Here is an 18982-nt window from a genome sequence, read left to right on the forward strand (position 1 = left end):
CCCGGACAGCCGGACCTGCCGTAGGAGCGACTTCAGCCGCGAGAGGCTCCACCGGTAAAGCCCTATCGCGACTGAAGTCGCTCCTACGCAGTCGCTACTGCTGGCGAGCGCGTTCGATGCGCCGACGGCTAACTCCCGGTTCACCGGCGCCGGCTACAGTGGCATTCGATCCCACAGCGACCACCGTCCATGAACCCCCTCCGCATCCCCGCGCGCGCCATCGTGCTTTCGCTGCTGCTGGCGGCCGGCATCGGCAATGTGGCCGCAGCCCCCGCCGTGCAGGGCAACCGCATCAGCGTCGCTGCCGAGGACGTGCAGCACTACCTTGCCGGCAGCTTTCCGCAGACCCACGACACGCTCGGCGGCCTGCTCGCACTGACCGTCAGCGATCCCCGGCTCGCGCTGCCGCCGGGCAACCGCCTGCAGATGCGTTTCGACCTGGCCATGGCCAGCGCCGGCTCGGCGCCGGTGGCGGTCGGCAACGTGCAGTTGAGCAGTGCCCTGCGCTACGACACGCAGAAGCAGGGCTTCTTCCTCGACCAGCCCACCGTGGACGGTTTCACCCCGGCCGCCGCGGGCGGGCGCCTGGACTCGAAGACGCGCGAGCTGCTCAACCTGTGGCTGACCGATTACGCGCGCAAGGAGCCGGTCTACCGCATCGATCCGGCCATCGCCGCGATGATGGGCACGCTGCAGGTGCAGTCGGCGGCGGTGGAGAACGGGCAACTGGTCGTGCACTTCAACCAGGACGTGGAAGCACTGATCCCGCCGGGACTGCTCAAGGGCGGTTGAAGCCAGCCCGGCGCGGCATGTCGCGTCGCCGGACGCGGGCGATCGGTTCGGCGACCCGGATCAGGCCTGCAGCGCCCTGGCCACCGCGTCGGCGAAGGCGGGAATGTCGTCCGGCTTGCGGCTGGTGACGAGCTTGCCGTCCACCACCACCTCGGCATCCTTCCACTGCGCGCCGGCGTTGACCAGGTCGGTCTTGAGCGAAGGCCACGAGGTCACCTGCCGGCCCTTGGCCAGCCCGCTCTCGACCAGCAGCCAGGGGCCGTGGCAGATGGCGGCCACCGGCTTGCCGGCCGCGGCAAAGGCCTTGATGAAGTCCACCGCCTTGGCATCGATGCGCAGCGCGTCGGGATTGATGACCCCGCCCGGCAGCACCAGCGCGTCGTAGCCGGCCGGATCGGCGTCGGCCAGTGCGACGTCCACCGCCACCGTGTCGCCCCAGTCGGTGTGCTTCCAGCCGCGGATGCCCTCGCCCTGCTTCTTCGGCGAGACCACGTCGACCGTCGCGCCCCAGGACTCGAGCAGGCGCTTGGGCTCGGTCAGCTCGGACTGCTCGAAGCCGTCGGTGGCGAGAATGGCGACGTGCTTGCCGGACAGTGCATGGCTCATGGCGGATCTCCTGCATGAAAGTGTCTTTCCACGCTAGAAGCGCCGTCGTGGCGCTGCCGTGAACCGTTCGTTGCCGCGGCGTCAGCGCTTGGGCTGCAGCATGGTCCCGGTGCATTTCTTCGAGCCGCAGCGGCAGGCCCAGATCTTCTTCAGCCGCGGCGTGTGGCGCTCGGCCAGGGTGATGCCGTAGTTGTAGGTCAGTTCCTCGCCCGGGCGGATGTTGCGGATCGCCTCGATGAAGATGCGGTCCTTGCGGCGGTCGTCGCCCTCGGCCTCCTCGATCACCGCCTCGCAGTTGGGCGCGCAGCTGTGGTTGATCCAGCGCGCGTCGTTGCCGCCGTGGTTGGCGTCGATGACGTAGTCCTCGCTCAGCGTGAACAGGAAGGTGTGGCCACTCTCCACGTCGCCGCTGTCGTCGGCGTCGACTTCCTCGTGGGTGCGGATGAGCCCCTTGTACTCGATGATGCGCTCGCCCTTCTTCAGCGGCTGCACGGCGAACACGCCATTGCCATGGATGCGGGACTTGCGGGCTGCGATCTTGCGGGCCATGAAGGAATCCGGGGGAGTCAAACCGGTGATTCTGGCGCAGAACGCCGCGCGAACCCAAGCCCCGCCGGCACGATCGACGACGTCGATGAATCGCACAGGAGATGCGGATTGGCCTGCACGCCGCAAAAGGGTACAATTTTGGTCCGCATTGAAAACCGCTCTCATCCGACCATGCTGCGCGTCACCAAACTGACCGATTACGCCACCGTGGTGCTGACCGTCCTGGCCAGCCGCCCCGGCGAGGTGCTCAGCGCCAGCGAACTGGCCGAGCAGTCCGGCCTGGAGCCGCCCACCGTGGCCAAGCTGCTCAAGCCGCTGGCCCAGGCCGGCCTGGTCGAGGGCCTGCGCGGCGTGCGCGGCGGCTACCGGCTGGCGCGCGAGGCCGCGCAGATCACCCTGGTCGAGGTCGTCGAGGCCATGGAAGGACCACTGGCGATCACCGAATGCAGCCACGACCACAGCCAGTGCGGCATCGCCCACCAATGCGGCGTGCGCTCGAACTGGCGGCTGATCAACGACGTGGTCGCCGACGCGCTGCGCGCGGTGACCCTGGCGCAGATGCTGCATCCCCTCCCGCCCCCATCCGGCGATGGCCGGCGACGCCCGATCGCCGTCCGCGTCGCGATCACCTGACACCGTAGGCAGCCCGATGGCCACCGAACTCGCTCCCCCGCAGAATGCCGAAATCCTCGAACGCCTGGGGCGTCGCTACGACGCCGGCTTCGTCACCGACATCGAATCCGATTCGCTCCCGCCCGGCCTGAGCGAGGACATCGTCCGCGCGCTCTCGACCAAGAAGGACGAGCCGCAATGGATGACCGAATGGCGCCTGGAGGCGTACCGGCACTGGCTGAAGATGCCGATGCCGCACTGGGCCAAGCTGAAGATCGCGCCGATCGACTTCCAGGCGCTGAGCTACTACTCCGCGCCCAAGGGCCCGAAGTACAAGTCTCTGGACGAGGTGCCGCAGGAGCTGATCGACACCTACGACAAGCTCGGCGTGCCGCTGCACGAGCGCGCCCGGCTGGCCGGCGTGGCGGTCGACGCGGTGTTCGACTCGGTCAGCGTCGGCACCACCTTCCGCAAGGAACTGGCCGAGAAGGGCGTGATCTTCTGCTCGATGAGCGAGGCCATCAAGGAGCACCCCGAGCTGGTCCGGCAGTACCTGGGCAGCGTGGTGCCCACCGGCGACAACTACTTCGCCGCGCTCAACTCGGCGGTGTTCTCCGACGGCAGCTTCGTGTTCATCCCCAAAGGGGTGCGCTGTCCGATGGAGCTGAGCACCTACTTCCGCATCAATGCCGGCCATACCGGCCAGTTCGAGCGCACCCTGATCATCTGCGAGGACAAGGCCTACGTGTCCTACCTGGAAGGCTGCACCGCGCCGATGCGCGACGAGAACCAGCTGCACGCGGCGGTGGTCGAGCTGGTGGCGCTGGAGGATGCGGAGATCAAGTACTCGACCGTGCAGAACTGGTACCCCGGCGACGAGGAAGGCCGCGGCGGCATCTACAACTTCGTCACCAAGCGTGCCGAGTGCCGCGGCGCGCGCAGCAAGGTCACCTGGACCCAGGTCGAGACCGGCTCGGCGATCACCTGGAAGTACCCGTCCTGCGTGCTGCTGGGCGACGACTCGGTCGGCGAGTTCCACTCGGTGGCGCTCACCCACCACCGCCAGCAGGCCGACACCGGCACCAAGATGATCCACGTCGGCAAGCGCACCAAGAGCAAGATCGTCAGCAAGGGCATCAGCGCCGGCCGCGGCCAGAACACCTACCGCGGCCTGGTCAAGGTGGACCGTGGCGCCGACGGCGCGCGCAACTACACCCAGTGCGACTCGCTGCTGATCGGCAAGCAGTGCGGCGCCCACACCTTCCCCTACATCGAGGTGAAGAACCCGGGCGCCACCGTCGAGCACGAGGCCACCACCTCGAAGATCAGCGACGACCAGCTGTTCTACTGCCGTGCCCGCGGCATCGACCAGGAAAACGCGGTGTCGATGATCGTCGACGGTTTCTGCAAGCAGGTGTTCCGCGAACTGCCGATGGAGTTCGCGGTCGAGGCCAAGAAGCTGCTGGAGGTCTCGCTGGAGGGTTCGGTCGGATGATCCGCCCGCTCCTGACCACCGTGCTGTTCATCGCCTGCATGCCGGCGTTTGCCGCCACGCGCGATGGTGCCGCACGGCCGACCTGCAACCAGGACGGCTCGCAGGCAGAACTCAACGCCTGCGCGGCCGACGAGCTGGCCGCCGCCGATGCCGAATTGAACGCTGTCTGGCGCGACGTGCTGGCCGGCGCCGGCGACGACGCGCTGGCGCGCGAGCGGCTGCGGACGGCTCAGCGGTTGTGGCTGCAGCTGCGCGATGCCGACCTGGCGGCGCAGTTCCCGCTGGCCGAGGGCCAGGACCCGCGCGTCCAGTACGGCTCGATGTACCCGATGAGCTTCGCCCTGGCCAAGGCCGAACTCACCCGCGAGCGTACCGCCTACCTGCGCGCACGCTTGCTCGATCGCGACGGCCGCTGAGCCGCGCCCCCATACGAATCAAGACGATGACCACCATGCTGAAGATCGAAAACCTCCACGCCAGCATCGCCGGCAAGGAAATCCTCAAGGGCCTCTCGCTCGAAGTGAAGCCGGGCGAAGTGCACGCCATCATGGGCCCCAACGGCGCCGGCAAGTCCACCCTGGGCAACGTGCTGTCCGGCCGCGACGGCTACGAGGTCACCGCCGGCAGCGTCGAGTTCGAGGGCGAGCCGCTGCTGGAGCTGGAGCCGGAGGAGCGCGCCGCCGCCGGCCTGTTCCTGGCGTTCCAGTACCCGGTGGAGATCCCGGGCGTGAACAACACCTACTTCCTGCGCAGCGCGCTCAACGCCCAGCGCCGCGCACGCGGCGAGCCGGAACTGGACTCGATGCAGTTCCTCAAGCTGGTGCGGCAGAAGCTGGCGGTGCTGCACCTGAACGACGAACTGCTGCATCGCGGCGTCAACGAGGGCTTCTCCGGCGGCGAGAAGAAGCGCAACGAGATCTTCCAGCTGGCGGTGCTGGAGCCGAAGCTGGCGATCCTGGACGAGACCGACTCGGGCCTGGACATCGACGCGCTCAAGACCGTGGCCGGGGGCGTCAACGCGCTGCGCTCGCCCGAGCGCGCGTTCCTGGTCATCACCCACTACCAGCGCCTGCTCGACTACATCAAACCGGACGTGGTGCACGTGCTGGCCGAGGGCCGCATCGTGCAGAGCGGCGGCCCGGAGCTGGCGCTGGAGCTGGAAGCGCATGGCTACGCCTGGCTGAAGGATCGCGTCGTGCCGGAGGCCGCTGCCTGATGTCCGCCCTGCTCGACTCCCTGGCCGCCGGCTTCCACGGCGACGCCGCGCGCCGCGCGGTGCTCGACGACGCCCTGCGCGACGGCCTGCCCGGCCCGCGCAGCGAGGCCTGGAAGTACACGCCGCTGCGCGCACTCGAGCGCCGCAGCTTCGCCATCGCCCCCGCCGCGCCGGCCACGATCGATCCGGCGCTGCTGGCCGCCGTCCCGGCGCCGCGGCTGGTGTTCGTCAACGGCCGCCACGATGCCACGCTGTCCGACCTTGCCGGCCTGCCCGCGGGCGTGGAACTGCAGCCGCTGTCGACCGCGCTGGCCGGCGGCGGCGAGGCCCTGCGCTTCCTCGGCCGCCGCTTCGAGCGCAGCGACGAGGTGTTCGCCCGGCTCAATGCCGCACTCGCCGACGAAGGCGTGCTGCTGCGCGTGGATGCCGGCGTGCAGGTGGCGGTGCCACTGCACCTGGTGTTCGCCAGCGCCGCCGCAGCGGAGGCAGCGCAACCGCCGGACCTGGCCTGGCACCACCGCCACCTGATCGAGCTGCGCCAGGACGCCTCGCTGCAGCTGGTCGAGCATCATCTGCACGTCGGCGACGACCGCCACCTGGGCAACACCCTGGCGCATGTGCACCTGGCCAGCGGAGCGCGGCTGGCGCACGCGCGCGTGCAGTCCGATGCCGCCGGCTTCACCTCGCTGCTGCGCACCGATGCGGTGCTCGCGCGCGAGGCCGACTACCGCCGCGTCGACCTGGAACTGGGCGCCGGCCTGTCGCGCCACGAGCTCAACGTGCGGCTGGAAGGCGACAACGCCAGCCTGACCGCCAACGGCGTTCTGCTGGGCAACGGCCGCCGCCATCTCGACACCCGCCTGGGCATCGACCACATCGCCCGCGACACCAGTGCCTCGCTGCAGTGGCGCGGCGTGGCCGCCGGCCGCAGCCACGTGGTGTTCCACGGCGGCATCAACATCCGCCCCGGCGCAGACGGCACCGATGCCAGCCTGTCCAACAAGAACCTGCTGCTGTCGGCCGATGCCGAGGTCGATACCCAGCCGGTGCTGGTGATCGATGCCGACGAGGTGCAGGCCGCGCACGGCGCCACCGTCGGCCAGCTCGATGCCAACGCGCTGTTCTACCTGCGCTCGCGCGGGCTGCCGCAGCAGCAGGCGCAGCGGCTGCTCAGCGCCGCCTTCTGCCACGAGCCGCTGCAGGCGCTGCCGGCGCCGCTGGGCGCGGTCCTGGCCGGCCACCTGGACCAGGCACTGGATTCGGCGGGCCTGGCATGAACACGTCCGCCTCCCCTGTCGATGCCGCCGCCGATGCCGCTGCCCCGGACTGGAACCAGGTCCGCGCCGAGTTCCCGCTGCTGCTGCGCCAGGTCAACGGCAAGCCGCTGATCTATTTCGACAACGCCAACACCGCGCAGAAGCCGCTGCCGGTGATCGCCGCGGTGGACGAGTTCTACCGCCGCTACAACGCAAACGTCAGCCGCGCCGTGCACGCGCTCGGCACCGAGGCCACCGATGCCTACGAGGGCGCGCGCTCCAGGCTGGCAGGCTTCCTCGGCGTGCGCGCGGACGAGATCGTGCTGTGCAGCGGCACCACCTTCGCCATCAACCTGGTGGCCTACTCCTGGGCGCTGCCGCGGCTGAAGGCCGGCGACGTCATCCTGGTCTCGCGCATGGAGCACCACGCCAACATCGTGCCATGGCAGCTTGTGGCCGAACGCACCGGCGCCAGCATCCGCGTGGCCGAGATCACCCCCGAGGGCGCGCTGGACCTGGACGCGCTGCGGCGGGCGATGACCCCGGAAGTCAAGCTGCTGGCGGTGGCGCACGTGTCCAACGTGCTGGGCACCGTCAACCCGGTGCGCGAGATCTGCCGCGAGGCGCGCAGGCGCGGCATCGTCACCGTGGTCGACGGCTCGCAGGCGGTGCCGCACCGCCGCGTCGACGTGGCCGCCATCGGCTGCGACTTCTACGCCCTCACCGGCCACAAGATGTTCGGTCCCACCGGCACCGGCGCGCTGTGGGCACGGCGCGAGCACCTGCAGGCGATGCCGCCGTTCCTCGGCGGCGGCGAGATGATCAAGGAGGTCAGCTTCGACGGCACCGTGTTCAACGACCCGCCGCACAAGTTCGAGGCCGGTACCCCCAACATCGCCGGCTTCGTCGGCCTGGGCGCGGCGGTGGACTACCTCGACGCACTGGGCCTGCAGCACGTGGAAGCGCACGAGGCCGAGCTGCTGGCGCACCTGACCGAGGAACTGCTCCGGATCGACGGCCTGCGCATCTTCGGCACCACGCCGGACAAGGCCGCGGTGGTGTCGTTCCTGGTCGAGGGCGCGCACGCCCACGATCTGGCCACGCTGCTCGACCTGGAGGGCGTGGCAGTACGCTCCGGCCAGCACTGCGCGCACCCGCTGCTGCAGTTCTACGGCGTGGCCGCCACCTGCCGCGCCTCGCTGGCGTTCTACAACACCCACGAGGAGATCGAGGGCTTCGTCGCCGCGCTGAAGAAGGTGCGCAGGCTGCTCGCCTGAGCCGCACGGCGGCGGCCTCTTCGCCGCCGTTTCGCTAGAATGCGCCGATGCAGAACCTCACCTTCCGCAATGCCGGCGAAGGCGACATCCCCGCCATCGTCGCCCTGGTCACCTCGGCCTACCGCGGCGATGCCAGCCGCGCCGGATGGACCACCGAGGCCGACTTCCTCGATGGCGAACGCATCGATCCGGACGTCCTGCGCCAGGACATCGCACGACCTGGCAGCCAGGTCCTGCTGGCCGAGCAGGGCGGGCAGCTGCTCGCCTGCTGCCACGTCACCGTGGAGGACGGCGCCGGCTACTTCGGCATGTTCTCGGTGTCGCCCAGCCGGCAGGGCGGCGGCATCGGCAAGGCGATGATGGCCGAGGCCGAGCGCATCGTCGCCGGGCAATGGAACCTGCCGTCCATGCGCATGACGGTGATCGACATCCGCGACGAGCTGATCGCCTTCTACGAGCGCCGCGGCTACCGCCGCACCGGCGTCAAGAAACCCTTCCCCTACGGCGACCCGCGCTTCGGCATCCCGCTGCGCGGCGACATCCGTTTCGAGGTGCTGGAGAAGGCCTTGTCGGTGCCGGCATGAGCGAGAACTGGACCTTCGTGTGCAGCACCGCCGAGCTGCTGCCCGGCGAACTGAAGACGGTGTGGGACGAGGTGAACGCCACGCCGATCGTGGTGTTCAACCGCGACGGCGATTTCTACGCGCTGGAGGATCGCTGCAGCCACGAGGATTTCGAGCTGTCGCCGGGCATCTACGACAGCGGGGCGGGCTCGATCGAATGCGTGCTGCACGGCGCCCGCTTCGACATCCGCGACGGCCGTCCGCTGTGCCCGCCGGCCTATAGCGCGGTCGCCAAGTTCCCGGTGAAGGTGGCCGACGGCGCGATCTGGACGCGCGACGACCGCGACTGAATCCTCGCATCGGCCGCCGCCCGACGGAAGCTCGCGCGCCCGCGGTCTCCACATTTCGAACGTGCGCCGCTGCGGGAACTGCGTGGCGTTGCCCAAGGACCGGCGCGGAGCCGGCGACCGATGCCCGCGCCGACGGCCTGCCCGGCCAAAGGGCATCGGCGCCGCGAGCGGGCCGCCAGTCGGCGGATGCAGTCGCGTGGATGCAGCATTCGGACAAGGCACGACGCCGCAGCCGCGAGCACGCCGATCCGATACGCGCCTGCGGACACGCCGGCACTGCGGCATGCGGCGTCGATCGCAGCCCGGCTGCGTGCCCGCGACAGAAAATTCCAGCTGCGTGTCAACCGGACGACGCGCCGGGCGTTCACAGCAGACGCATCGTCAATGAGATCTATTCTCATCGATCACCTATACTGGCCCATCATTCGTCCCGATCCGCTACGTGCCCGCCTCCTCTTCCCACCGCGACGCAACCGCTGCCCAGCAGCGCCGTGGCTTCTGGCTGCGCACGCTGCACCAGTGGCACTGGATCAGTTCGGCGGTGTGCCTGATCGGCATGCTGGTGTTCGCCGCCACCGGCCTGACCCTCAACCATGCCTCGCGCATCGAGGCCAGTCCGGAAGTATCCAACCGGCATCTGCAGCTGCCGCCGGCGATGCAGCAGGCGCTGGGCGATCGCGAGGACGGCAACGCGCCGCTGCCGGCCGGGGTGGCGCGCTGGCTGAGCGAGGAACTGTCGGTGTCCATCGGCCGCCGCCCGGCCGAATGGTCGGCCGAGGAGATCTACCTGTCGATGCCAGGTCCCGGGGCCGATGCCTGGCTCAGCATCGACCGCGAGAGCGGCGCGGTGGAGTACGAAAGCACCCGCCGCGGCTGGATCGCCTACTTCAACGACCTGCACAAGGGCCGCAACACCGGACCGGCCTGGAGCTGGTTCATCGACGTCTTCGCCGTGGCCTGCCTGGTGTTCTGCTTCACCGGCCTGTTCCTGCTGCAGCTGCACGCGCGGCAGCGGCGCATGACCTGGCCGCTGGTCGGGCTGGGCCTGATGATCCCGCTGCTGATCGCGCTGCTGCTCATCCATTGACCCCTTCCCGACCCTTGCGAGGACTGCCTGCATGCGTGCCACCCTCACCATCGCCCTGAGCGGCCTGCTGGCCACGCCGGCCTATGCCGCCACGCTCGACGTCAGCGTCGAGATCCCCAAGCTCAACGTGGCCGAGTATCACCGTCCCTACGTGGCGATCTGGGTGGAGGGGGCCGACCAGAAGGTCGCCGCCAACCTGGCCGTGTGGTACCAGTCCAAGGACACCGCCGAAGGCCACGGCACCAAGTGGCTGCCGGACCTGCGCCAGTGGTGGCGCAAGAGCGGCCGCACCCTGAGCGTGCCGATCGACGGCGTCACCGGCCCGACCCGGCCGGCCGGCAAGCACGCGCTCAGCTTCACCGACAGGCAGCAGCTCAAGGGCCTGGCACCGGGCCAGTACACGCTGGTGGTCGAGGCCGTGCGCGAGGTCGGCGGACGCGAGCTGCTGAAGATCCCCTTCGCCTGGCCGGCCAAGGCCGCCGAAACCGGCAGCGCCCAGGGCAGCAGCGAGCTGGGTGCCGTGTCTCTGACCGTATCGCCCTGACATCGCGCATGTCGCGTACATGCAGCGGCCGCCTTGCCGGCCGTCACCACACAACCGAAACCGGAGATTCCCGATGAAGCGTCCCCTCGTCCTTGCCGTGCTGCTCGCCTTCCTGCCCGCCAGTGCCTTCGCGCACAAGCAGTGGCTGCTGCCCTCCTCCACCGTCGTCGCCGGCGAGGACGTCTGGGTGACGGTGGACGCGGCGGTGTCCAACGCCCTGTACTACCCCGACTTCGTGCCGCTGCGCCTGGACACCCTGGCCATCACCGCACCGGACGGCAGCCCGGTGCAGGCGCAGAACGCCTCCACGCTGAAGTCCCGCAGCGTGTTCGACCTGCACCTGAGCCAGCAGGGCACCTACCGCATCGCCAGCGTCAACAACGGCCTGTCCGCGCGCTGGGGCGACCGTCCCGGCGGCAGGAACGCGGGCGCTGGCCAAGGCCAGGGGCCCCAGGGCCAAGGTCCCGGCAGCCAGAACGGCGGTTTCCTGCGCAACGTCAGCGTGGAAGAGCTGGCCACCAAGATCCCCAAGGACGCCAAGAACGTCGAGGTCAACGAGACCCTGGCCCGCGTCGAGACCTTCGTCACCAACGGCACGCCCACTCCGATCCGGCCCACCGGCAAGGGCCTGGAACTGCTGCCCGTGACCCATCCCAACGACCTGTTCGCCGGCGAGCCGGCCGAGTTCAAGCTGACCGTCGACGGCAAGCCGCAGGCCGGCCTGGAGGTCCACGTCGTCCGCGGCGCCACCCGCTACCGCAACGCCCAGGACGAGATCAAGGCCACCACCGATGCCAACGGCGTCGTCACCGTCACCTGGCCGGAAGCCGGCATGTACTGGCTGCAGTCCGGCACCCAGGACGACAAGACCAGCGTCAAGCAGGCCAAGTCGCGCCGCCTGAGCTATATCGCCACCCTGGAAGTGCTGCCGCAGTAACGGCACGGCCTCCGCCGCTCCCGCGCGCGCAGCCGGGACGGCGGTTCTGCCTGCAGTGGGACCCCGGGGCCGATAATGGCCCCCGTCAGCACTTCCACCGGTATCTCCCCGCAGTGACCTCATCACCCCTCGACATCGCCACGCTCGGCGGCCAGACCATGGGTACGACCTGGAGCGCAAAGCTGGTGGCCGGCCGCAATCGCGACCTGCATGCGCTGCACGCCGGCATCCAGGCACGGCTGGACACGGTGGTGGCGCAGATGAGCACCTGGGAGCCGCAGTCGGACATCAGCCGCTACAACCGCGCCGCAGGCGGCTGGCAGCGGCTGCCGCCGGAGTTCTTCAACGTCCTGCAGGCCGCGCAGGCCATTGCCCGCAGCAGCGGCGGCGCCTTCGACCCTACCGTCGGACCGATGGTGGAGCTGTGGGGCTTCGGTGCCGGCGCGCATCCGCAGCGCGTGCCCGCCGCGGCCGAGATCGCGGCCGTGGCCGCGCGCGTGGGCTGGCAGCGCCTGGAGCTGCGTCCGGACGGACACGAGGCCCTGCAGCCCGGCGGGCTGCAGCTGGACCTCTCCGCCATCGCCAAGGGCTTCGGCGTCGACCTGGCGACCGCCTGGCTGCGCCAGGCCGGCATCGACGCGGCGCTGGTCGAGGTGGGCGGCGAGCTGGCCGGCTATGGCCGCAAGCCGGATGGCGCCCCGTGGCAGGTGCTGGTGGAATCGGCGCCCGAGGAAGACGACGCCGCGGGCCTGCCGCCGCGCGTGCTGGCGCTGGACGGGATGGCGGTCGCAACCTCGGGCGACCGCTGGCACCGCTTCGACGCCGGCGGCCAGCGCTACTCGCACACCTTCGATGCGCGCCTGGGCAGGCCGGTGGTCAGTGCCGCCGCCGCGGTGACGGTGGTCGCCGAGGACGCCATGCACGCCGACGGCTGGGCCACCGCGCTGACGGTGATGGGTGCGCAGGCCGGCCTGGAACTGGCCGAGCGCGAAGGATTGGCGGCGCGCTTCCTGGTGCGCGACGGCAACGGCCTGCGCGAGACCTTCAGCGGTGCGTTCGCGGCCCGCATGGAGGCCGGCGCATGAGCACCTCCAGGATTCCGCGCGCCACCTGGGGCAACCTCGCCGTGGGCGCGCTGCTACTGGCCATCGCCGGCTGGCTGCTGGGCCTGCACGACAGCGGCTGGTGGGTCGCCGCGCCACAGCGTCGCCAGGTCTGGATCGCGGTGGCCGCGGTGCTGGCCTACGCCGGCTTCTGCGCGCTGGTGGCCTGGCGCTCGCGCGAGCCCCGGACCACGGCGGCAGCGGCGGCCTCCGGCAAGCCCGAGCTGCTGGTCGCCTGGGCCAGCCAGAGCGGCTTCGCGCAGGACCTGGCGGCGCGCAGCGTCGCCCTGCTGCGCGACAGTGGCCAGCCGGCCCGGCAGGTGCCGCTGGAGCGGCTCGATGCGGCCACCCTGGCCACGGCCGGGCGCATCCTGTTCGTCGCCAGCACCACCGGCGAAGGCGACCCGCCCGATCATGCGCTGCCGTTCCTGCGCCAGGTGATGGACAAGTCCACGCCGCTGCCGCAGCTGCACTATGCGGTGCTGGCGCTGGGCGACCGCAAGTACGGCGATTTCTGCCAGTTCGGCCGCGAGCTGGACGCATGGCTGCGCCACCAGGGCGCGCACCCGCTGTGCGACCGGCTGGAAGTGGACAACGCCGATGCCGACACCCTGCGCCGCTGGCAGCACCTGCTCGGGCAGATCGCCGGCAGCCCGGTCGTCACCCCGGACTGGGCCGGCCCCGAGTACCAGCACTGGCGCCTGCAACGACGCCGCCAGACCAACCCCGGCAGCATCGGCGGCGCCGCATTCGACCTGACGCTGGTCCCGGACGGCTTCGCCCTCCCGCAATGGCAGGCCGGCGACATCGCCGAGGTCGGCCCGCGCCACGACCCGGCCGTGGTCGCGGAATGGCTGCGCAGCCACCACCTCGACGGCGATGCGCCCGTGGCAGGACACCGCAACGCCCGCAACCTGCGCGAACTGGCGTCGCGCTCGCAGCTGCCGCAGGAAGGGGTGGGCGCGGACGTGCAGGCGCTGGCCGCCACGCTCAAGCCGCTGCCGCACCGCGAATACTCGGTCGCCTCGGTGCCGGCCGAGGGCGAGGTGCGGCTGCTGCTGCGGCGCCAGCTCGGCGCCGATGGCCGCCCCGGGACCGGCAGCGGCTGGCTGTGCGACTACGCCACGGTCGGCGGACCGATCGCCATGCGCCTGCGCAGCAATCCCGCCTTCCATCCACCGGCGGCGGAACTGCCGCTGATCCTGATCGGCAACGGCACCGGCATCGCCGGCCTGCGCGCGCAGCTGCGCGCGCGCATCGAGGCCGGGGCACGCCGCAACTGGCTGCTGTTCGGCGAGCGCCAGGCCGCCTGCGACGACCACTACGGCCAGGACCTGCGCCACTGGCAGGCCGAAGGCTGGCTGGAACGGCTGGACGCGGTGTTCTCGCGCGACGGCGGGCGCTACCGCTACGTGCAGGATGCCCTGGCCGATGCGATGCCGATGCTGCGCGAATGGGTGGATGCGGGCGCGGCGATCTACGTCTGCGGCAGCCTGCGCCACATGGCGCCGGGCGTGGACGGCGTGATCGAGCAGGCCCTGGGAGCGGAACGCAAGGAGGCCCTGCTGCTGCAGGGCCGCTACCGGCGCGACGTGTACTGACACGCGTCCGGCCTGTTCAAAGCCTTCTTAGTTGAGGCGGTGCCAGGCCGCCTTGCGTATCGGCTGCGAGGACTCTCCCCTGGCTGGCACCAGTGTCATGCAGTTGCTTCTCTCATCGAGACCGAGGCGTGTTGCATGCGAGCCGCTGGCCTGCACAAGCCTGAGCGCCCGGCGCGCTGCGAAGGACCGGGACGCGGAGCCAGATGCAGTCCTGCCTAGGCACCCTGCCTCGCGGATGGCAGATGGTCCCAGGCTGCCACTGCCGTCATCAGCCACCACGTAGCCCGGTAAGCGAAGCGCATCTGGGACACCGGCAATCCCGAGGGATGGCCGTTGCCCTTGCCCGGATCAAGAATTCCGCAGCAGCGATCACGCACCCGGCCAATGCAGACGAACCCCGACCTGGCAATGCCGCCCGGCGGGCAGAGCCACCGGGCGGGCTTCCTGCCGCGCGTCAGGCCGCCACGTTCAACGAGGAGGTCGTCGCGGCCGCTGCCGAGGCCAGGCCGCCGATGCTGCCGTACTGGCCCAGCGCCATCCTCAACAGCTGGGCGTAGGCATTGCCGGTGTCGCTGGTAGCCGCCGTGCCGGTGGCGGCCGATGCGGCCTCGGGCGCCTGTCCTGGCTGCATGTCCGGCGGCGGCGCCATGGCCTGCAGGCCCGCCTGCAGTTCGTCGAGACCGAGGGCGCCATCGCTGTCGCTGTCCAGCGCGGTGAACAGATCCTCCACCTGCGAAGTATCGCTGCCGCTCGCCGCGGCAATCTCGTCCAGGCTGACGATGCCGTCGCCATTGGTGTCCAGGCTGGAAAGCAGGGTCTCGGCGTCGGCGGCACCGTCCTGCGGCGGGGGCGGAGGCGGCGCCATGGCCTGGGCGAACTCGCTCTCGCTGACCGTGCCGCCGCCATCCTGGTCGAGCAGCCCGAGCAGGCTCTCCACGTCGATCTGCTGCGACTGGCCGGTATCCGAAGTCGACGCAGCGGCAAGTGCCGAGCCCAGTTCGCTGGAACTCAGGCTGCCGTCGTTATCGCTGTCGATCGAGGCGAACAGCTGCTTCAGCGGATTGTCGTCGCTGCCGGACGACGGGATGGCGCTGTCGGCGGACGTACGGCTGGCGACGCCGTAGTACCCGACGCCCGCGCCGATGCTGGTGATCATGGTAGGCCCCCTGTTCTGGTATCGATGGTCGGAACGGCTTCCGACGCATGCAATGTGCATGCAGCGCGTGGCGAGGACATGCCGGCGTGTGTCATGGCCGACACGATCGTCCCGGGTGCCGCAGGAGCGCGTGTCCCAGGTCGTATCGATGCGGATGGCGAGCAGGCCACGCAGCCACGCATGTGCGGTGTACCCCAGAGGACCATGGCCGGCTCGGCCGCGGCCTTCGGCCCCGTCCGGGTCGCTGGGCACCGGCACGGCCCGTCCGGCAACGGACGGCGCACCCTACGCCAGGGCGTCGACCCGGATGGCGAGCAGTTCACCGCCACCTTCTAGCGAATGACGCCGCCGCTCGCCGGCCGACAGCCAGGCGGTATCGCCGGCCTGCATGGCCGGCAGGCCGCTGTCGGCACCGAATCCGGCCTGCCCGCCCAGCAGGTGGATGACCCAGGCGCTGCCGCGGTCGACGAAGAAGTGCATCGCCCCCGTCAGCGGGCGATGCAGCACCTCGGTGCGCAGGGCATCGCGCCGCCACATCACGTTGAAGTCCTCGGTCGGGCCATCGAGCAGTTCGCCCACCAAGGCGCGCTCGCCGGCGAAGCGCAGCCGCTGGCAGGGCGGCCGCAGTTCCTCGCACTGGCCATCGTCGAAGCGCAGGCGCACGCCGTTGCCCCGGAGCAGCACCAGTTCGCGCTCCACGCCAGGAAACGGGGAAAACGCGGCATCGCGCTCGATCTCGGCGATCGACAGCCTCAGCAGCCAATCGTCCGCGGCCGGCAAGCGCAGGATCTCGCGGGTCCATCCGTTGCCGTTGCGCCAGCGCTCGCGACGGTAGGCGCTGGACGGGATCACCCGGGTGGGAAGGGGCGGCATGGACATCGCCGCATTCTAGAGCGTGCGCCGGTATGGAACGTGCGATGGGGAACGCACGGCGGTACCCATCGGCATCGGCGGCGGCGACCGGCCACGCGCCCTGCGACATGATGTCGCGCGGACTTCCTGCCCACGCGACCATCGGCAGCCTTCCATACCTCGGAGGCTTTTCCACTCATCCGGAAGCGCCCGTGTGGGTCGGGGCCAACGGACACATCCCGGCATGCCCCCTCCCCGTCCGTGGCCGCTCTCATCGGTCCGCAAACGGGAGGAAGATCGCGCAAGACCGGGGGCGGGGAACAAGCCCCCTGTCCGGGGCCGACGACCATGGGTCACCGCAAAAAAGAATCGCCCGGCTGCACGTCAATGTGCTTCACCGGGCGATGGGTCACGTCCTTGTCGGCATCCTGCCTCCCCGGCGCGTCCAGCGCCTTGAGGTTTGCGGTCGTGCGTCCTGCACTGGACCGATTGCGACTTCCTGTCCCGCTACCGTCTTTCCACCGGCTTTGCGGCCGCCGCCTTGGCAGCCTTCGCGGCGGGAGCCTTCCTGGCGCCCACCTCGACCAGATCGCGATTCCGTTCGGCGGTCTTGAGCCCTATTCCCTTGACCAGCGCCAGTTCCTCGACGCTCTTGAAAGGACCGTGCTCCGTGCGGTAATCGATGATCGCCTGGGCCTTGGCCGGCCCCACGTTCAGCAACACCCGGTCCAGCTCCGCGGCATCGGCGGTATTGATGTTGACCTTGTCCGCGGCGAAGGCGGTCCCGGTCAGCAGCAGCGCCAGTGCCAGCGACTTCAACGTCACGGCAAAAGACTTCATGGCAACACTCCTTGTGGCTTGGGATGTATCCGCCGGCTTTCCCGCCGGCCGGATCAGTGTCCCGCGCCACATGACTGCAGCCTATCGCCCGCCGCCTGCCCAAACAGCCAGTGAATGACGCTTAACGTTGTAGGAAAAATCCTACCCCCCGGGTGCCCGGGCGTAGAATTGGTCTTTTCCGAAAGCAAATGCTGGAGCCGCAATGGACAGTGCCAATATCGATCGCTTCGTCGGCGGGAAGTGGGACGACGAGATCGTTCCCAAGCTGATCGACTACATCGCCATCCCCGCCAAGTCGCCGATGTTCGACGCCGATTGGGTCGCCCACGGCTACATGGACCAGGCGATCGAGCTGATGGAGGACTGGGCCAGGGCGCAGCCGATCAAGGGCCTGCAGGTCGAGGTGGTGCGGCTGGAAGGGCGTACCCCATTGATCTTCCTGGAAATCCCGGCCAGCGGCCCGGAGAGCGGCGAGGACACGGTGCTGCTGTACGGCCACATGGACAAGCAGCCGGAGATGACCGGCTGGGACCCGGACCTGGGACCGTGGAAGCCGGTGCTGCGCGGCGACAAGCTGTACGGCCGCGGCGGCGCCGACGACGGCTATGCGATCTTCGGCTCGCTGACCTCGATCCTGGCGCTGCAGGAGCAAGGCATGCCGCACGCGCGCTGCGTGATCCTGATCGAGGCCTGCGAGGAATCGGGCAGCTACGACCTGCCGGCCTACGTCGACCACCTGGCCGAGCGCATCGGCCAGCCGTCGCTGGTGGTATGCCTGGATTCGGGCTGCGGCAACTACGAGCAGCTGTGGTGCACCACCTCGCTGCGCGGGCTGACCGGCGGCAACCTGACGGTGAAGGTGCTGACCGAGGGCGTGCACTCGGGCGATGCCTCCGGCATCGTGCCGTCGAGCTTCCGCCTGCTGCGCCAGCTGCTGTCGCGCATCGAGGACGAAGCCAGCGGACGCATCCTGCTGGAGGACCTGCACGTCGAGGTGCCGGCCGAGCGGCTGGAACAGGCCAAGCGCTCGGCCGAGGTGCTCGATACCGCCATCTTCGACAAGTTCCCGCTGGTCGATGGCCTGGAGCCGATGAGCGAGGACCTGACCGAGCTGGTGCTCAACCGCACCTGGCGCCCGGCGCTGTCGGTGACCGGCATCGGCGGCATGCCGCCGCTGGAATCGGCCGGCAACGTGCTGCGCCCGGTGACCGCGGTGAAGCTGTCGCTGCGCCTGCCGCCCACCGCCGACGGCAAGCGCGCGGGCGAGGCGCTCAAGCAAGCGCTGCTGCGCGATCCGCCCAACGGCGCGCAGGTCACCCTGGAGCTGGAGAAGGCCTCCACCGGCTGGAACGCGCCGGCGATGGCGCCGTGGCTGGAGAAGGCGATCGACGAGGCCAGCCAGGCGTTCTACGGCAAGCCGGCGATGTACATGGGCGAAGGCGGCTCGATCCCGTTCATGGGCATGCTCGGCGAGAAGTTCCCGGGCGCCCAGTTCATGATCACCGGCGTGCTCGGCCCGCATTCCAACGCGCACGGCCCCAACGAGTTCCTGCACATCCCGATGGGCAAGCGGGTGACCGCCTGCGTGGCCAAGGTGATCGCCGAGCACCACGCCGCCAGCCTGCGCGGGGAGACCAGCGGATCGAAGGTGGCCGCCGACAGCGGCACCCGCCACGGCGGCCACGGTTGCTGCTGAGGGGCTGGGATTCGGGATTTGGGATTCGGGATTCGCAAAGGCGGGGCACTCCTCCCTGCCTTCGAGGTCCAGCCCATCCCGAATCCCGAATCCCGAATCCCGAATCCGGCAGATGCTAGTCTGCCGCCACCTCACTACTCTCCTCGCGCAATGAACGGACTGTTCGGCAGCAGCAGCTGGTTGTACATCATCCTGGTCGGCTTCGTGGTCGGCCTGCTGGGCCGCTTCGTGATGCCCGGCAACAACCGCATGGGCTGCCTGCTGACGATCGTGCTCGGCATCGCCGGGGCGATGCTGGCCGGCTGGTTCGGCCAGTACATGGGCTGGTACATGCGCGGCGAGCCGGCCGGCTTCTTCGGTGCCTTGCTGGGCGCGGTGGCGATCCTGGCGATCCTGCGGCTGTTCAGCGACCGCCGCTGACCCGGGCGGCCGATGGCACCCGGTTTTCCT

At 69.9% G+C, this 18982-nt stretch carries 21 protein-coding genes; 16 read left to right on the plus strand and 5 right to left on the minus strand.

Annotation, left to right across the window (positions count from 1 at the left end):
* Positions 1-189: 189 nt before the first annotated feature.
* Positions 190-792 (plus strand): DUF1439 domain-containing protein, encoded by a 603-nt coding sequence (locus LRX76_RS13005; protein ID WP_231805899.1) that lies wholly within the window; start codon positions 190-192, stop codon positions 790-792.
* A 60-nt stretch (positions 793-852) separates the two neighbouring features.
* Here the strand turns inward: LRX76_RS13005 and LRX76_RS13010 are convergent, their stop codons facing one another.
* The gene (locus tag LRX76_RS13010; RefSeq protein ID WP_231805900.1) at positions 853-1398 is read right to left on the minus strand and encodes a type 1 glutamine amidotransferase domain-containing protein; all 546 of its coding nucleotides are present in this window, start codon (positions 1396-1398) and stop codon (positions 853-855) included.
* An 81-nt stretch (positions 1399-1479) separates the two neighbouring features.
* Entirely contained in the window at positions 1480-1947 is a 468-nt protein-coding gene (locus LRX76_RS13015; RefSeq protein ID WP_231805901.1) for an SET domain-containing protein-lysine N-methyltransferase, read from the minus strand.
* A gap of 171 nt (positions 1948-2118) precedes the next feature.
* Here LRX76_RS13015 and LRX76_RS13020 point away from each other — a divergent pair, with 171 nt between their 5' ends.
* The 13 genes from LRX76_RS13020 (at position 2119) to LRX76_RS13080 (ending at position 13988) form a co-directional block, all read left to right on the plus strand.
* On the plus strand, positions 2119-2580 hold the full coding sequence (locus tag LRX76_RS13020) for an SUF system Fe-S cluster assembly regulator (RefSeq protein WP_231805902.1): 462 nt from the start codon (positions 2119-2121) through the stop codon (positions 2578-2580).
* Positions 2581-2596: 16 nt separating this feature from the next.
* A complete protein-coding gene (gene sufB / locus LRX76_RS13025; protein ID WP_231805903.1) occupies positions 2597-4054 on the plus strand; it encodes a Fe-S cluster assembly protein SufB in 1458 nt (485 codons plus the stop codon).
* Positions 4051-4470, plus strand: a complete 420-nt coding sequence (locus tag LRX76_RS13030) for a lysozyme inhibitor LprI family protein (protein WP_231805904.1) — start codon at positions 4051-4053, stop codon at positions 4468-4470. Before sufB ends, LRX76_RS13030 begins: the two co-directional genes overlap by 4 nt.
* 35 nt (positions 4471-4505) lie before the next feature.
* Complete coding sequence (gene sufC, locus LRX76_RS13035; RefSeq protein ID WP_231806044.1) at positions 4506-5270, plus strand: Fe-S cluster assembly ATPase SufC; 765 nt, start codon at positions 4506-4508, stop codon at positions 5268-5270.
* Positions 5270-6547, plus strand: a complete 1278-nt coding sequence (gene sufD / locus LRX76_RS13040) for a Fe-S cluster assembly protein SufD (protein WP_231805905.1) — start codon at positions 5270-5272, stop codon at positions 6545-6547. Before sufC ends, sufD begins: the two co-directional genes overlap by 1 nt.
* A complete protein-coding gene (locus LRX76_RS13045; protein WP_231805906.1) occupies positions 6544-7803 on the plus strand; it encodes a cysteine desulfurase in 1260 nt (419 codons plus the stop codon). Before sufD ends, LRX76_RS13045 begins: the two co-directional genes overlap by 4 nt.
* Before the next feature lie 47 nt (positions 7804-7850).
* Entirely contained in the window at positions 7851-8387 is a 537-nt protein-coding gene (locus LRX76_RS13050; RefSeq protein ID WP_231805907.1) for a GNAT family N-acetyltransferase, read from the plus strand.
* Entirely contained in the window at positions 8384-8716 is a 333-nt protein-coding gene (locus LRX76_RS13055; protein ID WP_231805908.1) for a non-heme iron oxygenase ferredoxin subunit, read from the plus strand. The genes LRX76_RS13050 and LRX76_RS13055 overlap by 4 nt, the downstream gene beginning before the upstream one ends.
* A gap of 442 nt (positions 8717-9158) precedes the next feature.
* Positions 9159-9803 (plus strand): PepSY-associated TM helix domain-containing protein, encoded by a 645-nt coding sequence (locus LRX76_RS13060; protein ID WP_231805909.1) that lies wholly within the window; start codon positions 9159-9161, stop codon positions 9801-9803.
* 31 nt (positions 9804-9834) lie between these two features.
* Positions 9835-10347 carry a DUF2271 domain-containing protein gene (locus LRX76_RS13065; protein WP_231805910.1) on the plus strand — a complete coding sequence of 171 codons (513 nt, stop codon included), beginning with the start codon at positions 9835-9837 and terminating at the stop codon, positions 10345-10347.
* A gap of 73 nt (positions 10348-10420) precedes the next feature.
* Positions 10421-11284, plus strand: coding sequence for a DUF4198 domain-containing protein (locus tag LRX76_RS13070; protein WP_231805911.1), 864 nt, complete (start codon positions 10421-10423; stop codon positions 11282-11284).
* A 113-nt stretch (positions 11285-11397) separates the two neighbouring features.
* Positions 11398-12369, plus strand: a complete 972-nt coding sequence (locus LRX76_RS13075) for an FAD:protein FMN transferase (protein WP_231805912.1) — start codon at positions 11398-11400, stop codon at positions 12367-12369.
* A complete protein-coding gene (locus tag LRX76_RS13080) occupies positions 12366-13988 on the plus strand; it encodes a sulfite reductase flavoprotein subunit alpha (RefSeq protein WP_231805913.1) in 1623 nt (540 codons plus the stop codon). The genes LRX76_RS13075 and LRX76_RS13080 overlap by 4 nt, the downstream gene beginning before the upstream one ends.
* Positions 13989-14442: 454 nt before the next feature.
* Here the strand turns inward: LRX76_RS13080 and LRX76_RS13085 are convergent, their stop codons facing one another.
* The 3 genes from LRX76_RS13085 to LRX76_RS13095 form a co-directional block, all read right to left on the minus strand.
* Positions 14443-15144: an EF-hand domain-containing protein gene (locus LRX76_RS13085; RefSeq protein ID WP_231805914.1), complete on the minus strand. Its 702-nt coding sequence runs from the start codon at positions 15142-15144 to the stop codon at positions 14443-14445.
* A 285-nt stretch (positions 15145-15429) separates the two neighbouring features.
* Entirely contained in the window at positions 15430-16023 is a 594-nt protein-coding gene (locus LRX76_RS13090; protein ID WP_231805915.1) for a HutD family protein, read from the minus strand.
* Positions 16024-16503: 480 nt separating this feature from the next.
* Positions 16504-16836, minus strand: a complete 333-nt coding sequence (locus LRX76_RS13095; RefSeq protein ID WP_331716778.1) for a ComEA family DNA-binding protein — start codon at positions 16834-16836, stop codon at positions 16504-16506.
* A 202-nt stretch (positions 16837-17038) separates the two neighbouring features.
* Between LRX76_RS13095 and LRX76_RS13100 the strand changes: the two genes are divergently transcribed.
* Positions 17039-18532 carry a M20 family metallopeptidase gene (locus tag LRX76_RS13100; protein ID WP_231805917.1) on the plus strand — a complete coding sequence of 498 codons (1494 nt, stop codon included), beginning with the start codon at positions 17039-17041 and terminating at the stop codon, positions 18530-18532.
* A 150-nt stretch (positions 18533-18682) separates the two neighbouring features.
* A complete protein-coding gene (locus LRX76_RS13105) occupies positions 18683-18952 on the plus strand; it encodes a GlsB/YeaQ/YmgE family stress response membrane protein (RefSeq protein ID WP_231805919.1) in 270 nt (89 codons plus the stop codon).
* Positions 18953-18982: the final 30 nt, after the last annotated feature.

This window comes from Stenotrophomonas sp. MMGLT7 (genome assembly GCF_021168555.1).
In the GTDB taxonomy this organism is placed as follows: Bacteria; Pseudomonadota; Gammaproteobacteria; order Xanthomonadales; family Xanthomonadaceae; genus MMGLT7.

Bases quoted from the DNA above. Each gene is read 5' to 3' on its own strand.
- LRX76_RS13005 (WP_231805899.1), top strand. From the start codon at position 190: ATGAACCCCCTCCGCATCCCCGCGCGCGCCATCGTGCTTTCGCTGCTG.
- LRX76_RS13010 (WP_231805900.1), bottom strand. From the start codon at position 1,398: ATGAGCCATGCACTGTCCGGCAAGCACGTCGCCATTCTCGCCACCGAC.
- LRX76_RS13015 (WP_231805901.1), bottom strand. From the start codon at position 1,947: ATGGCCCGCAAGATCGCAGCCCGCAAGTCCCGCATCCATGGCAATGGC.
- LRX76_RS13020 (WP_231805902.1), top strand. From the start codon at position 2,119: ATGCTGCGCGTCACCAAACTGACCGATTACGCCACCGTGGTGCTGACC.
- sufB (WP_231805903.1), top strand. From the start codon at position 2,597: ATGGCCACCGAACTCGCTCCCCCGCAGAATGCCGAAATCCTCGAACGC.
- LRX76_RS13030 (WP_231805904.1), top strand. From the start codon at position 4,051: ATGATCCGCCCGCTCCTGACCACCGTGCTGTTCATCGCCTGCATGCCG.
- sufC (WP_231806044.1), top strand. From the start codon at position 4,506: ATGCTGAAGATCGAAAACCTCCACGCCAGCATCGCCGGCAAGGAAATC.
- sufD (WP_231805905.1), top strand. From the start codon at position 5,270: ATGTCCGCCCTGCTCGACTCCCTGGCCGCCGGCTTCCACGGCGACGCC.
- LRX76_RS13045 (WP_231805906.1), top strand. From the start codon at position 6,544: ATGAACACGTCCGCCTCCCCTGTCGATGCCGCCGCCGATGCCGCTGCC.
- LRX76_RS13050 (WP_231805907.1), top strand. From the start codon at position 7,851: ATGCAGAACCTCACCTTCCGCAATGCCGGCGAAGGCGACATCCCCGCC.
- LRX76_RS13055 (WP_231805908.1), top strand. From the start codon at position 8,384: ATGAGCGAGAACTGGACCTTCGTGTGCAGCACCGCCGAGCTGCTGCCC.
- LRX76_RS13065 (WP_231805910.1), top strand. From the start codon at position 9,835: ATGCGTGCCACCCTCACCATCGCCCTGAGCGGCCTGCTGGCCACGCCG.
- LRX76_RS13070 (WP_231805911.1), top strand. From the start codon at position 10,421: ATGAAGCGTCCCCTCGTCCTTGCCGTGCTGCTCGCCTTCCTGCCCGCC.
- LRX76_RS13080 (WP_231805913.1), top strand. From the start codon at position 12,366: ATGAGCACCTCCAGGATTCCGCGCGCCACCTGGGGCAACCTCGCCGTG.
- LRX76_RS13085 (WP_231805914.1), bottom strand. From the start codon at position 15,144: ATGATCACCAGCATCGGCGCGGGCGTCGGGTACTACGGCGTCGCCAGC.
- LRX76_RS13090 (WP_231805915.1), bottom strand. From the start codon at position 16,023: ATGTCCATGCCGCCCCTTCCCACCCGGGTGATCCCGTCCAGCGCCTAC.
- LRX76_RS13095 (WP_331716778.1), bottom strand. From the start codon at position 16,836: ATGAAGTCTTTTGCCGTGACGTTGAAGTCGCTGGCACTGGCGCTGCTG.
- LRX76_RS13100 (WP_231805917.1), top strand. From the start codon at position 17,039: ATGGACAGTGCCAATATCGATCGCTTCGTCGGCGGGAAGTGGGACGAC.
- LRX76_RS13105 (WP_231805919.1), top strand. From the start codon at position 18,683: ATGAACGGACTGTTCGGCAGCAGCAGCTGGTTGTACATCATCCTGGTC.